15 protein-coding genes and 3 pseudogenes are annotated in these 13324 nt (G+C 60.6%); 6 read left to right on the forward strand and 12 right to left on the reverse strand.

The features are described from left to right. The 3 genes and pseudogenes from JWR98_RS00850 to JWR98_RS00860 all read right to left on the reverse strand — a co-directional run. A pseudogene (locus JWR98_RS00850) lies at nucleotides 1-180 on the reverse strand (SOS response-associated peptidase family protein); the annotation flags it as partial. Between the two features lie 36 nt (nucleotides 181-216). Beyond that, a complete protein-coding gene (locus JWR98_RS00855) occupies nucleotides 217-477 on the reverse strand; it encodes a putative signal transducing protein (RefSeq protein ID WP_003171843.1) in 261 nt (86 codons plus the stop codon). Nucleotides 478-488: 11 nt separating this feature from the next. Beyond that, complete coding sequence (locus JWR98_RS00860; protein WP_205489139.1) at nucleotides 489-671, reverse strand: CPXCG motif-containing cysteine-rich protein; 183 nt, start codon at nucleotides 669-671, stop codon at nucleotides 489-491. Nucleotides 672-803: 132 nt separating this feature from the next. On the opposite strand from JWR98_RS00860, the gene JWR98_RS00865 reads away from it, so the two are divergent. Continuing rightward, entirely contained in the window at nucleotides 804-1967 is a 1164-nt protein-coding gene (locus tag JWR98_RS00865) for a 1-acyl-sn-glycerol-3-phosphate acyltransferase (RefSeq protein ID WP_179119879.1), read from the forward strand. Between the two features lie 32 nt (nucleotides 1968-1999). Here JWR98_RS00865 and JWR98_RS00870 read toward each other — a convergent pair whose 3' ends face one another. Beyond that, nucleotides 2000-2257 carry a hypothetical protein gene (locus JWR98_RS00870; protein ID WP_205489140.1) on the reverse strand — a complete coding sequence of 86 codons (258 nt, stop codon included), beginning with the start codon at nucleotides 2255-2257 and terminating at the stop codon, nucleotides 2000-2002. A gap of 183 nt (nucleotides 2258-2440) precedes the next feature. Between JWR98_RS00870 and JWR98_RS00875 the strand changes: the two genes are divergently transcribed. Continuing rightward, nucleotides 2441-2650, forward strand: coding sequence for a hypothetical protein (locus JWR98_RS00875; RefSeq protein ID WP_078731597.1), 210 nt, complete (start codon nucleotides 2441-2443; stop codon nucleotides 2648-2650). A gap of 56 nt (nucleotides 2651-2706) precedes the next feature. Here JWR98_RS00875 and JWR98_RS00880 read toward each other — a convergent pair whose 3' ends face one another. Further along, on the reverse strand, nucleotides 2707-3294 hold the full coding sequence (locus JWR98_RS00880) for a YajG family lipoprotein (RefSeq protein WP_053131509.1): 588 nt from the start codon (nucleotides 3292-3294) through the stop codon (nucleotides 2707-2709). 195 nt (nucleotides 3295-3489) lie between these two features. Here JWR98_RS00880 and JWR98_RS00885 point away from each other — a divergent pair, with 195 nt between their 5' ends. Then, nucleotides 3490-3723 carry a hypothetical protein gene (locus tag JWR98_RS00885; protein WP_078731596.1) on the forward strand — a complete coding sequence of 78 codons (234 nt, stop codon included), beginning with the start codon at nucleotides 3490-3492 and terminating at the stop codon, nucleotides 3721-3723. 677 nt (nucleotides 3724-4400) lie between these two features. Then, the gene (gene mqo, locus JWR98_RS00890) at nucleotides 4401-5909 is read left to right on the forward strand and encodes a malate dehydrogenase (quinone) (protein ID WP_078731595.1); all 1509 of its coding nucleotides are present in this window, start codon (nucleotides 4401-4403) and stop codon (nucleotides 5907-5909) included. 55 nt (nucleotides 5910-5964) lie between these two features. On the opposite strand, the gene JWR98_RS00895 is transcribed toward mqo, so the two are convergent. The 4 genes from JWR98_RS00895 to JWR98_RS00910 all read right to left on the reverse strand — a co-directional run bounded on the left by JWR98_RS00895 (nucleotide 5965) and on the right by JWR98_RS00910 (nucleotide 7907). Beyond that, entirely contained in the window at nucleotides 5965-6252 is a 288-nt protein-coding gene (locus tag JWR98_RS00895; RefSeq protein WP_078731594.1) for a PA4642 family protein, read from the reverse strand. 105 nt (nucleotides 6253-6357) lie between these two features. After that, complete coding sequence (locus JWR98_RS00900; protein ID WP_003171832.1) at nucleotides 6358-6843, reverse strand: hypothetical protein; 486 nt, start codon at nucleotides 6841-6843, stop codon at nucleotides 6358-6360. A gap of 35 nt (nucleotides 6844-6878) precedes the next feature. Then, the gene (locus JWR98_RS00905; protein WP_078731593.1) at nucleotides 6879-7346 is read right to left on the reverse strand and encodes a WbuC family cupin fold metalloprotein; all 468 of its coding nucleotides are present in this window, start codon (nucleotides 7344-7346) and stop codon (nucleotides 6879-6881) included. 3 nt (nucleotides 7347-7349) lie between these two features. Next, nucleotides 7350-7907: a hypoxanthine-guanine phosphoribosyltransferase gene (locus JWR98_RS00910; protein ID WP_003171830.1), complete on the reverse strand. Its 558-nt coding sequence runs from the start codon at nucleotides 7905-7907 to the stop codon at nucleotides 7350-7352. 164 nt (nucleotides 7908-8071) lie between these two features. Between JWR98_RS00910 and upp the strand changes: the two genes are divergently transcribed. Together upp and JWR98_RS00920 are read left to right on the forward strand one after the other, a co-directional pair. Further along, a complete protein-coding gene (upp, locus tag JWR98_RS00915) occupies nucleotides 8072-8710 on the forward strand; it encodes a uracil phosphoribosyltransferase (RefSeq protein ID WP_003171828.1) in 639 nt (212 codons plus the stop codon). 2 nt (nucleotides 8711-8712) lie between these two features. Continuing rightward, nucleotides 8713-9986, forward strand: a pseudogene (locus tag JWR98_RS00920) (uracil-xanthine permease family protein). A gap of 61 nt (nucleotides 9987-10047) precedes the next feature. On the opposite strand, the gene hisC reads toward JWR98_RS00920, so the two are convergent. The 3 genes and pseudogenes from hisC to hisG form a co-directional block, all read right to left on the reverse strand. Beyond that, the gene (gene hisC, locus JWR98_RS00925; protein ID WP_078823276.1) at nucleotides 10048-11100 is read right to left on the reverse strand and encodes a histidinol-phosphate transaminase; all 1053 of its coding nucleotides are present in this window, start codon (nucleotides 11098-11100) and stop codon (nucleotides 10048-10050) included. Nucleotide 11101: 1 nt separating this feature from the next. Further along, a pseudogene (gene hisD, locus JWR98_RS00930) lies at nucleotides 11102-12426 on the reverse strand (histidinol dehydrogenase). 128 nt (nucleotides 12427-12554) lie between these two features. After that, nucleotides 12555-13190 (reverse strand): ATP phosphoribosyltransferase, encoded by a 636-nt coding sequence (hisG, locus tag JWR98_RS00935; RefSeq protein WP_003171824.1) that lies wholly within the window; start codon nucleotides 13188-13190, stop codon nucleotides 12555-12557. Nucleotides 13191-13324 lie beyond the last annotated feature (134 nt).

Below are 13324 nucleotides of genomic sequence, written 5' to 3' on the forward strand. Positions count from 1 at the left end.
TGAGCCAGGGCGGCGTGAGGCCCCAGCGGGCGCGGCCAGGGTGCGCTGGCCCGCGCCGGCGCGCTGGATCAGCACCGAATCATTTGGGGAGATGTTCCACTGGGCCTGCTGGTCGGCCGGAAAGCCCGGCAAGGCAGCAAAGGCGGGATTCCAGCGAAACAGGGCATAACGTCCACACATGGGGCAACACGACTCTTGGGTAAACCGACCGACAGCCTAACAGACCAGCACGTCGGGAAAGCTGTCGGGTTCATCGCCGGGCAAGGGTTGCGCGCCGATATAGGCAGTAATCAGCTCGCGGGCATCGACGGCTCGGTCGTTATCCACTTCCAACCCCAACAAGCCGAAGATCGGCAGCTCGCCGGTGCCGCCGAGCAAATGGCGCCCCACCAGATGCGCCTCAATGCCCTCGCTGGCGAGCATCTGTTGCAGCAACTCGCCTTCCATGAGGTTTTCCGGTTCGTAGATTCGCTGCATCGCCTTACCCGCTATTCATTTTCGCTACGGACCTCGAGCATCCACTCGTCACCATGTACCTGCAGGTCGAAAATGACCGGTCTGCAACACACCTGACAGTCTTCTATGTAAGCCTGATCTCCGCCGGACAAATCCACCGCCGTCTCGACCTCTTCACCACAATAAGGACAATCGTACGTCGCAGTTTCCAGCATCGCAGTCTCCCAAGTGACTTGTGCGTATAATCGCCGGTCTATTTACAGGGTTATTTTCGGCCAGGCCCATTACCTGGTCCGCACCCTGGTATTTCCTTTACTTACCCTAGCCGTTTCTAACAAGAGAGCATGATGGGCGAATTCGATACCATCCGACCTTACAACGACAGCGAAGTCCCGGCAGTGCTGGACCGGCTGTTCAGTGACAAGGCCTTTCTGGACATCCTGACCCACTTCCGCTTCCCACGCTTCGCCGGCCCCCTGGGCTGGCTGCTCAAGCCGATGATCGCCCGCAAGCTGCGCCGTGAATTCGCTGGTGTCACCACCGTGGCGACGCTGCAGGATAAAGTCGAGTACTACGTCGACCACACCATCGACCGGGCGACCGACGGCGTGACCTATACCGGCGTCGAACAGCTCAAATCGGGCACCGCCTACCTGTTCCTGGCCAACCACCGCGATATCGTGATGGACCCGGCCTTCGTCAACTACGCCGTGTACCACGCCGGCCTGCCGACGCCGCGTATCGCCATCGGCGACAACCTGCTGCAAAAGCCGTTTGTCAGCGACCTGATGCGCCTGAACAAGAGCTTTATCGTGCACCGTTCGATCACCGGGCGAAAGGAGAAGATGGCGGCATTCAACCTGCTGTCGGCCTACATCAACCATTCGATCCGCCACGATTGCCAGTCGATCTGGATCGCCCAAGCCGAAGGCCGTGCCAAGGATGGGGATGACCGCACCGAATCGGCGATCCTCAAGATGTTCCACGTCAGCCGCAAGGACGAGCCGTTCGCCGAAGTGATCCAGTCGCTGAACCTGACGCCGGTGTCCATCAGCTACGAGTACGACCCGTGTGACTCGGCCAAGGCACGCGAGCTGTATATACGCGCCACCACCGGCACCTACGTCAAGGCGCCGGGCGAGGATGACGTGAGCATTGCCTTGGGCATTACCGGCTACAAAGGCCGCGTGCATATCAACTTCGCGCCGCCGATTACCGAGCGTTTCGAAGACACCAAGGTACTGGCCGTGGAAATGGACCGGCAGATTCTGAGCGGTTATCGGTTGTTCCCGGTGCACTACCTGGCCTACGCCCAGTGGAGCGACGCCGACCCGCAACTGCAGGTGCCCGAAGCGGCCGAGCTGTTCCCAGCGGAGGAACTGGCCAAGGCGAAAGCGGAATGGGAGCGGCGCTTGAACGAGTGCCCGGCAGAACACCGGCCCTACCTGGTGGTGCAGTATGCGACGCCGGTGCGTAACCAGTACCGTGTTAAAGCAGGCATTGCCCTGTAAACACAGAGCAAACAATGTGTGTGGCGGTGTCCTTAGATATGAGTGCTGAGCCAGGAGATGCTCAGCGCCAGCCCAAGGCAGGCGAAGCCGATTCGGTACGCCACACGGTTCGCCCGCTCGGTGCGCACATCCAGAAACAGCATGGGTTGGTCGATCGCGCGGTCTTCACTTTGCGTGGCCAGGTCGGCCATCGCGCGTTGCTCGCGCAGGCGGGTCATGCACAACAGCGCGGCACCCGGCAGGGCCACGGCTAACGCTACAACGTTGGTCAAAAGTGCGGGCAGTGCCATCGCAAACCTCAGTGACGCAGTATCCGGGTATCGGCTCAGCTACAAACCTGAACGATAGTGGCGTCCAGCACCAAAAATGCTCCATCCCCCATGAACGGCTAATGTATCCAGTAATTTACAGCGTCACCTGAACGTCACCTTAACAAGCCACTCTGTTGCCCTTCGAACATACGGGAGCTTGTCATGTTGCACGCGCACAACCAGGATCGGCTGTATCTGATTGCCCAAAGCGATGAGCAGGAAGCGCTGATCGGAGGTCTGGCGTTCAACGTTCAGGATCGCCACTGGCTGGTGTATTGCGCCCTTGGCGGGCACCAGCATGCGGACTTGCCGGAGGCCGACCTGTTGACGGGCGTGAGCCTGCTGGACTTCTGTATCGACACCGCCGCTTGAACGATCAGGCACAAAAAAACCGGACTCATCACTGAGTCGGTTTTTTTGTTGGAGGGTTATTGCGAACTGAGCAGCGAACCGATGCTGGGGTCCTTGAATAGACGCGTCAACGCGTCACTCAGGACATCGCTGACCAGCTTTGTGTTGGTCTCCTGGTTCGGCGACATGCCAAAGCGCTGGTTCAGCGACGCACCGTAACGGCCGCTGTAGCGACGGGTGCCGGCGGTGACGTCGGACTTGAAGGTTGCGCCGATGGCGGCTTCAGTCACATAGAGGCCTTCCTTGGGCGACTGATACTTCAGTTCGGCCAGGGTAATGGTCAACTGGGGAGCGCCCGGCGCGTTAGGGCTCGGCGTGAAGCCCAGCAGGCGTACGGCGGCTTCAGCCTGGGCCTGCAGCTTGGGCAGCACGTCCTGGCCGGTCACGGAAATGAGCGCGGTCTCGGGGTACAAGCCACCACGGGAACCCAAGGTCGGCGACGGACGACCATCCACCACCCGCACCGACACCGGCTGGCCGTGACCCACCGGGGCCAACTGCGTGGTGAGCTTCGGTTGCGGGCTGAGTTGTTGCGGGCTGTTGGCGCAGCCAACCAGGGTCAAGCTGGTCACAGTGATCAAACCGAACAACAGGCGTTGCAACATGCGCTTCTCTCCAGAAAATCAGGTACCGACAGGCCGGCAGTATAACGGGGCGCCGCCGCAGGGAACCAGCATCAGTTACAACCTATGACCCACTGATCCGACCGCGGTTCGCTGTCACCGATATGTCATCGCCGTTACATCGGCTCGTCATCCCGGCAAGGCACGCTTGGCCTCAATCTCAGGAGGTCCATTGCCATGCAATTTCTCTTCTCGCTGTTTAGCCGCAAGCCCGCCCCTCGCCGGTTTGCCCGACTTGATGCGCAAGGCCGCTGCCAGGCGTTCAAGGAATGCAGCCAGCCGCCCGTAGGCGAAGGCTGGGTGGAAATCGATGAAATTCGCCTGAGCTGGATGCACCAGCCGCTGCCCGCCCGCGCCCGTGTCAGCGCACGCCCCGTGCAGTCGTCGCGGCACCAGCCGTTGGCCGCCTGACCGAATACCTAATAAAAGTCATAAAACACGCCCATTTCCCTGACGTTCTTCGCTACAATCTCCCCCCGATTATAAGGACGTCTCCTGATCGGGCCTCGCAGCACGTTAATGCCTCGGTATTAACCCCCAAGAATCGCCCACAGAGAGCCGCCCACACAGATCGAGTGAAGCTGGCGCGCTTGCTGTTTCCTTTGCAAACCACCCGCCTCTACCGAATCTGCCAGAGCTGCCATTGCGCTCGGCCACCGTGCCAGGCCGGGGCAGCCCTTTTTTGAGGTTCACGTCTTCAAAAGAGCGTGAAAAAACGGGTTTTCACAACTTCACAAGAGTGTGGCGAGCAAATGAATAGTTTGGCGTTTGTACAAGCACCATCAGCGTCTGGAACAGCCCAATCACACAGGACCGAGTATTCCTCAATCACCGGAGCTTGAGCCTGTCCGCTACGGATTGATTGCACGAATTGCACGCTTTGACCATAAGTCGAATTGCCACAGACGCCCATGAATGCGTTCATAGGCGAATGAGGCAGGCAGGAAGCGTGCGCTGACGTTGCAAAGAATTGCGAAACGGACATGGCGATCCTGGCCATGGGTAACCTGGGGCAACACGTGAACCGCCCCGTCACTCCTGGCAGCCATGCCGTCAATTTGGTGCTGCAGATTTTGGAGACGCGTTAAATGGCGCATAACGAAGCAGTCGACGTAGTTCTGGTAGGGGCCGGCATCATGAGTGCCACCCTGGCCGTACTGCTCAAAGAGCTCGACCCCGGCCTCACGCTGGAAGTCGTTGAGCTGATGGATTCGGGTGCCGCGGAGAGTTCCAACCCGTGGAACAACGCCGGTACCGGCCACGCCGGGCTGTGTGAGCTGAACTACACGCCCCAGGCCGCCGATGGCTCCATCGACATCAAGAAAGCCATCCACATCAACACCCAGTTCGAGGTGTCGAAGCAGTTCTGGGCGTACCTGACCAAAAAGGGCACCTTTGGCTCGTCCAAATCCTTTATCAGCCCAGTGCCGCACCTGAGCTTCGTGCAGGGTGAAAAAGGCGTTTCGTTCCTCAAGAAGCGCTTTGAAACCCTCAGCCGGCACCACGCGTTTTCGGATATGCACTACACCGAAGACCGCGGCGAAATGGCTGAGTGGATGCCGCTGATGATGCCGGGCCGCCCGCTCGACGAAAAAATCGCCGCCACTCGCGTCATGAACGGCACCGACGTCAACTTCGGCGCCCTGACCAACCAATTGCTCGGCCACCTGACCAGCTCGCCGGACGCCCAGGTCAAATACTGCAAGCGCGTCACCGGTCTCAAGCGCAACGGCGCCGGCTGGACGGTGAGCATCAAGGACGTCAACAGCGGTAACAGCCGTGAGGTCGACGCCAAATTCGTGTTCCTTGGCGCCGGCGGCGCGGCCCTGCCGCTGTTGCAAGCCTCGGGTATCGAAGAGAGCAAAGGCTTCGGCGGTTTCCCGGTCAGTGGCCAGTGGCTGCGTTGCGACAACCCGGAGGTGGTCAAGCACCACCAGGCCAAGGTCTACAGCCAGGCCGCCGTGGGCTCGCCGCCGATGTCCGTGCCGCACCTGGATACCCGCGTGGTGGATGGCAAAAAGTCCCTGCTGTTTGGACCCTACGCCGGTTTCACCACCAAGTTCCTCAAACACGGCTCGTTCCTTGACCTGCCGATGTCGATTCGCGCCGGCAACATCGGCCCGATGCTGGCCGTGGCACGCGACAACATGGACCTGACCAAGTACCTGGTCAGCGAAGTGCGCCAATCCATGGAGCAGCGCCTGGAATCCCTGCGTCGCTTCTACCCGGAGGCGAAAGCCGAAGACTGGCGCCTGGAAGTGGCCGGCCAACGGGTGCAGATCATCAAGAAAGACCCGAAAAAAGGCGGCGTACTGCAATTCGGCACCGAGCTGGTCGCGGCCAAGGACGGTTCGCTGGCGGCGCTGCTGGGCGCCTCTCCGGGCGCGTCGGTGACGGTATCGATCATGCTGGAACTAATCGAACGTTGCTTCCCGCACAAAGCTGCCGGTGAGTGGGCGACCAAGCTGCACGAGATCTTCCCGGCTCGGGAAAAGGTACTGGAGACGGACGCCGAGCTGTATCGCACGATCAATACGCAGAACAACATCAGCCTGGAACTGGTTGAGCAAAGCAACGAGGCCGAAAGCTACGCTTGAGGCATTGCTGCAATAAAAAACGCCCCTCGGGGGCGTTTTTTTATGGCTCGAATAATCAACCGCGAGCTTTTTCGATCAGCTCAACGTACTCAGCGGCGTTACGCTGGTCCTTGATCAGATCAACAAACGTCTGGCCATGCTCATCCTTGCCATTCAGGTCCAGGCCGGCGTCCTTGAAAAACCCCAGGAACCGCTCGAAATCGTCGATGCGCAGGCCACGGTAGGCCTTGATCAGCTTGTGCAGGGACGGTGAAGTCGCGTCGACCGGCTCGAAGTCCAGGAACAACTTGATCTGATCGTCGCCGATCTCGTCACCAATCACCTGTTTCTTATCTTTACGCATTACCGACTCCAGCCTGCAGACATTTACACGGGGCTTGAAGTCTACCTGCGAGACGCAAGCTCCGAAAGCGCTGAAGAAACCCTGTGGAAAGGGGCGGTGTTTTTACTACTGGGTACGGACCGCCCCGGTGTGCAAATCCGCCCAGATATGCCCATTGGCATAACTGAGAAACTGCACATACAGCGTGTCATTGCGCAGCAGGTCGACGATCACACGGTATTGGGCAACGGGATAAGACAGCGTCAGGGTCTTGGTCTTGTCGTCAAACACCGGCTTTTTCAGGCTTTTGCTTTCGGCGTCGAAGTTGAGCACGACCTGGCTGATGGTCGCGCCTTTGTTCAGGGACTTGCCCTTGAGGCGGATCATCAGCGGCGAGGTCACCGGAATCGGCTGTTGGTTGGATTGACGCTGGTTGCCCACCACCACCGCATACTCAGTGACCTGCAACAGTTGCTGCTGGTCAGGGCTTTCGGCGCGCAGGGTCAGATCGTCCGGCGGCAGGAACTGCGCATGCATCGGCGCGGGCGCCGCAGCCAAGGGCAGACTGAGGGTCAGCGCCAGGGCGGCGCAAGTGCGTATCAACAGGCTCATGGGCCGCTCCGTGCGAGATGGCCCAGCACTGTAGCTCAATCGAACTGGGCAAGCATCCAGCGTTGATACTCGACCACATCGGCATCGCCTTCACGCGGCGCCCAATCGGCCAGCTCACCCTCGCCCACCGGACGATAAGGCCCGGCCTTGCACTCGAACATCACCGTATCAGGCGCAAGCACCACAAGGCCGTGGAACACGCCAGGCGGCAAATCAACGCCCGCGCACTCGCCGCCCGCCTGCATAACGCGCTTGGCGATGACTTCACCGGCGTCGTTGAACACCAGCAAACCCAGGCTACCCTTGAGCACCAGCAAGGTTTCCGCCTTGTCCGCGCTCAAGTGCCGATGGGGCGGTACATAGGTGCCTGGTTGCAGGCCCACGGCCAGGCGATGACACGGCTCTTCCATCTGGTGGAAGTTATGGTGGTAACGCCCGCGAGGGCTGGCGTCCGCTTTCTCGGCCAGTTCGGCAAACAGTGTCTGATCAAGAAAGCGAGCCATGACTTACATCCCTTTGACGGCGTAGATCCCATTGGCGTTGCGCCAGTAACCTTTGTAGTCCATGCCGTAACCGAAGATGTAGCGGTCAATGCACGGCAGACCGACGTAATCGGCTTTCAGGTCGGGACGGGCCTTGCGGTCGTGGTCTTTGTCGATCAGCACGGCGGTGTGCACTTTGCGCGCACCGGCGTGTTTGCAGAAGTCGATGATCGCGCCCAGGGTGTGACCTTCGTCGAGAATGTCGTCGATGATCAGCACGTCGCGGTCGATGAACGAGACTTCCGGCTTGGCTTTCCAGAACAGGTCGCCGCCGGTGGTTTCGTTGCGATAACGCGTGGCGTGCAGGTAGGACGCTTCCAGCGGGAATTGCAGATGGGTGAGCAATTTGCCGGCGAAGATCAGGCCGCCGTTCATCACGCAGAACACCACAGGGTTGGTGTCAGCCAGTTCACGGCTGATGTGCGCGCCAACCTTGGCGATCGCCTCTTCGACTTGCGCTTCGGTGTACAGGCAGTCAGCCTCGCGCATGATTTGACGGATATGCTCGAGATCAGCGGACATGGCGCTCTCCAAGGGGGTGCTGTGGCAAGAAAAGCGGGCGAAGGTACGCTTCTCGTGCGCTCCGAGCAAGCCTTAATGGACTAACGTACTAGATGTCTATAGGACAACACTCTCGGATAGATTAATCTAGGCCGGTTTTTTTGCCCGCTGCCGGAGCCTTTCCCATGCCCACTCGCGAGATCCGCCACCCGCTGATCCGACACAAGCTCGGCCTTATGCGCCGCGCCGATATCAGCACGAAGAACTTCCGTGAGCTTGCTCAGGAAGTCGGAGCGTTGCTCACTTACGAAGCCACCAAGGATCTGCCCTTGGAAACCTACGATATTCAAGGCTGGGCGGGCACCGTTCAGGTCGAGAAAATCGCCGGCAAGAAGATCACCGTGGTGCCGATCCTGCGCGCCGGTATCGGCATGCTCGAAGGTGTGCTCAGCCTGATCCCGGGCGCCAAGGTCAGCGCCGTGGGCGTGGCCCGCAATGAACAAACGTTGCAAGCCCACACCTACCTGGAAAAACTGGTTCCGGAAATCGACGAGCGCCTGGCGATGATCATCGACCCGATGCTCGCCACCGGCAGCTCCATGGTCGCCACCATCGACCTGCTGAAAAAAGCCGGCTGCAAGGACATCCGCGCCATGGTGCTGGTGGCTGCGCCCGAAGGCATTGCCGCCGTCGAGAAAGCGCACCCGGACGTGCAGATCTATACCGCCTCCATCGACGAGCGCCTGAATGAACACGGCTACATCATCCCAGGCCTGGGCGATGCCGGTGACAAGATCTTCGGCACCAAGCAGAAGGACGCGTGAGCATGCAGGATGAGTTCAACGACCCGCTTTGGCGCCAGATCCTGTCTGGTGCACAGATGCTCTTCGTAGCATTTGGCGCGTTGGTGTTGATGCCACTGATCACAGGTCTTGATCCAAACGTCGCCCTGTTCACCGCCGGCCTGGGCACGCTGTTATTCCAGGTGGTGACAGGTCGGCAAGTGCCGGTATTCCTGGCATCGAGCTTCGCCTTTATCACCCCCATCATCCTCGCCAAGGGCCAGTTCGGGCTCGCGGCAACCATGGGCGGCGTGATGGCGGCCGGTTTCGTTTATACGTTCCTGGGCCTGGCGGTGAAGATCAAGGGCACCGGTTTTATCGACCGGCTGCTTCCGCCGGTTGTGATCGGGCCGGTGATCATTTCCATCGGCCTGGCCATGGCGCCGATTGCCGCGAACATGGCGATGGGCAAGTCCGGCGACGGTGCCGAGCTGATCCATTACCAGACGGCGATGATGATCTCGATGCCTGCGCTGCTCACCACGCTGATCGTGGCGGTGTTCGGCAAAGGCATTTTCCGCCTGGTGCCGATCATCTCCGGCGTACTGGTGGGTTTTGCCATGGCGTTCTACTTTGGCGTGGTCGACACGGCGAAGATCGCCGCCGCGCCGTGGTTCGCCCTGCCCCACTTCACCGCGCCGGAATTCAACTGGCAGGCCATCCTGTTTATCGTCCCGGTGGCACTGGCTCCGGCGATCGAACACATCGGCGGTGTGATTGCGGTGGGCAGCGTGACCGGTCGCGACTACCTGAAGAAGCCTGGCCTGCATCGCACCCTGCTGGGTGACGGTATTGCCACCACGGCAGCCGGCCTGTTCGGCGGCCCCCCGAACACCACCTACGCCGAAGTGACGGGCGCGGTCATGCTGACCAAGAACTACAACCCGAAGATCATGACCTGGGCCGCGGTGTTTGCCATCAGCCTGGCGTTTATCGGCAAGTTCGGCGCATTGCTGCAGAGCATTCCGGTACCGGTGATGGGCGGGATTCTGTGCTTGTTGTTCGGTTCGATTGCGGCAGTGGGCATGAACACGCTGATCCGCCACAAGATCGACCTGGGCGAGGCGCGCAATTTGGTGATTGTGTCGGTGACCCTGGTGTTCGGCATTGGCGGTGTGCTGGTCGGCACCGGCACGGCCCGGATGATTTCGGCCTCAAGGGCATTGCCCTGTGTGCGGTGGTAGCGATTGGTTTGAACCTGTTGCTGCCGGGTAATGATGGTTGGAAGAACAAGAAGCCGGATGAGCCGCTGCTTTAATTAGCAACACAAAACCAATGTGGGGGGGCTTGCTCCCTCCCACATTTGATTTCAGCGCCTGTTAGAGCTCACCGAGACCATCGATCAGCGCCTGGTTCTGCTCCGGCGTACCGATGCTGATCCGCAGGAACTGGGCAATCCGCTCCTGCTTGAAGTGACGCACGATCACACCCTGCTCACGCAGCTTGGCGGCCAACCCGGCAGCATCATGTTGTGGGTGGCGGGCAAAGATGAAGTTGGCCGCCGAAGGCAGCACCTCAAAACCTTTGGCTTCCAACTGCGCGACCAGCGTGTTGCGACTGTCGATCACCTTCTGGCAGGTCTTCTCGAAATACTCTCGATCGTCGAACGCGGCCGACGCGCCGGCAATCGCCAGGCGATCCAGGGGGTAGGAGTTGAAGCTGTTCTTGACTCGTTCCAGCGCCTCGATCAGGTCCGGATGGCCCACGGCCAGGCCCACACGCAAACCGGCCAGTGAGCGCGACTTGGACAGGGTCTGGGTGACCAGCAGGTTCGGGTAACGGTCCACCAGGCTGATGGCGGTTTCACCGCCGAAGTCGATGTAGGCCTCATCCACCACCACCACGGAGTCCGGGCTGGCCTTGACGATCTGCTCCACCGCGTCCAGCGCCAGCACGCAGCCGGTCGGCGCGTTCGGGTTGGGGAAGATGACCCCGCCATTGGGCCTGGCGTAGTCAGCCACACGGATCTGGAACTGTTCGTCCAGCGGCACCGGCTCGGACTCAATGCCGTAGAGGCCGCAGTACACCGGATAGAAGCTGTAGCTGATGTCCGGGAACAGCAGCGGCCGGTCGTGCTGGAACAGACCGTGGAAGATATGCGCCAGTACCTCGTCGGAACCGTTGCCAAGGAACACCTTGGCGGCGTCGATGCCGTAATACCTGGCCACGGCCTGCTTGAGCAGGTCGCTGTTGGGGTCCGGGTACAGGCGCAGGTTGTCGTTCAACTCGGCCTGCATCGCGGCCAGCGCCTTCGGTGAAGGGCCGTAGGGGTTTTCATTGGTGTTGAGCTTGACCAGCTTGGTCAGCTTCGGCTGTTCGCCGGGCACGTAAGGCACCAGGTCCTTGACGAAGGGGCTCCAGAATTTGCTCATCTCAATTACCTTTCTTGTCGTCAAGGATGCGGTATTCCGCGCTGCGGGCGTGGGCGCTCAGGGATTCGCCGCGGGCCAGCACCGAGGCGGTCTTGCCCAGCTCGGAAGCGCCTTGTGGCGAGCAGAAGATGATCGATGAACGCTTCTGGAAGTCATACACCCCCAGCGGCGACGAGAAGCGCGCAGTGCCGGAGGTGGGCAACACGTGGTTGGGGCCTGCGCAGTAGTCGCCCAGGGCTTCGCTGGTGTGGCGCCCCATGAAGATCGCACCGGCGTGACGAATCGACGGCAGCCAGGCTTGTGGGTCGGCCACGGACAATTCCAGGTGCTCCGGCGCGATGCGGTTGGCCACTTCGATGGCCTGCTCCATGTCGCTCACCAGGATCAATGCACCACGGCCATTGATCGATTTCTCGATGATCTCGGCGCGATCCATGGTCGGCAGCAGCTTCTCGATGCTGGCGGCGACCTTGTCGAGGAATTCGGCATCCGGGCTGACCAGGATCGCCTGGGCGTCTTCGTCGTGCTCGGCCTGGGAGAACAGGTCCATGGCGATCCAGTCCGGGTCGGTCTGGCCGTCGCAGACCACGAGGATTTCCGAGGGGCCGGCGATCATGTCGATGCCGACCTGGCCGAACACGTGGCGTTTGGCGGTGGCCACATAGATGTTTCCGGGACCCACCACCTTGTCGACCTTCGGCACGCTCTCGGTGCCATAGGCCAGCGCTGCGACGGCTTGAGCACCGCCGATGGTGAACACGCGATCGACACCGGCGATGCAGGCCGCCGCCAGCACCAGTTCGTTGATTTCACCGCGCGGGGTCGGCACCACCATGACCACTTCGATCACGCCCGCCACTTTGGCCGGGATCGCATTCATCAGCACGGACGACGGATACGACGCCTTGCCGCCCGGTACGTAGAGGCCGGCGCGGTCCAGCGGCGTAACCTTCTGGCCCAGCACGGTGCCGTCGGCCTCGGTGTAACTCCAGGAATCCTGTTTCTGTTTTTCGTGGTAGCTTCGCACGCGCGCCGCCGCGACTTCCAGGGCTTCGCGCTGCGGCGCGGTAATGCGCGTGAGGGCCAGTTCCAGGCGTTCGCGAGGCAGGATCAGGTCGGCCATGGACTTGACGTCCAGACCATCGAACTGGCGGGTGAAATCCACCAGCGCCGCGTCACCGCGCTCGCGCACGGCCTTGATGATGTCGAGTACGCGCTGATTGACCGAGTCGTCGGACACGCTTTCCCAGCTCAGCAGATGATCCAGATGATGGGCGAAATCCGGGTCGCAGCGTTGAGTCGGGCAATTGCAGTGGACGTGGTCATAGCGAGGGCCTCAATAGAATTGGCAAAAACTCAGGCGCCCTAAACTAGCAGTCGTTTCCGCTTGGGCACCTGAGAATTCTGGCTATGAGGCGGATAGACGGGCGCAGCTTTTCAGCTACGCAGGTAGGTCAACCGCGGTGTCGAGACTCCACTGCGGTGCGCAGGGTGTCGATCAACGCCTGGATACGGGCGTGCTGCATCTTCATCGACGCCTTGTTGACGATCAGGCGGGAGCTGATGTCTGCGATGAAGTCCTGGGGTTCGAGGCCATTGGCACGCAAGGTGTTGCCGGTGTCGACCACGTCGATGATCTTGTCGGCCAGGCCGATCAGCGGCGCCAGCTCCATCGAGCCATACAGCTTGATGATGTCGACCTGACGACCTTGTTCGGCGTAGTAGCGCTTGGCGACATTGACGAACTTGGTGGCTACGCGCAGGCGGCCCTTGGGCTCGACATCACCGACACGGCCGGCAGTCATCAGCTTGCACAATGCGATACGCAGGTCCAGAGGCTCGTACAGGCCCTGGCCACCATATTCCATCAGCACGTCTTTACCGGCGACGCCCAGGTCGGCCGCGCCATGTTCAACGTAGGTCGGCACGTCGGTAGCCCGCACGATCAGCAGACGAACGTCGTCCTGGGTCGTGGGGATGATCAGCTTGCGGCTCTTGTCCGGATTCTCGGTCGGCACGATGCCCGCTTCAGCCAGAAGCGGCAAAGTGTCGTCAAGGATGCGGCCCTTGGACAGTGCGATGGTCAACATGGGAAACGTCAATCCTTCATCAGGCTATTGCGGTCCGGTCACAAACGGCGCCAGACACAGATCGAGGCCATGACAGCCTCGATTTGAAACGAACTCGTAAACAACAAACTGTGGCGAGGGAGCTTGCTCCCTTG

The sequence above is a fragment of the Pseudomonas lactucae genome, assembly GCF_016937615.1.
In the GTDB taxonomy this organism is placed as follows: Bacteria; Pseudomonadota; Gammaproteobacteria; order Pseudomonadales; family Pseudomonadaceae; genus Aquipseudomonas; species Aquipseudomonas lactucae.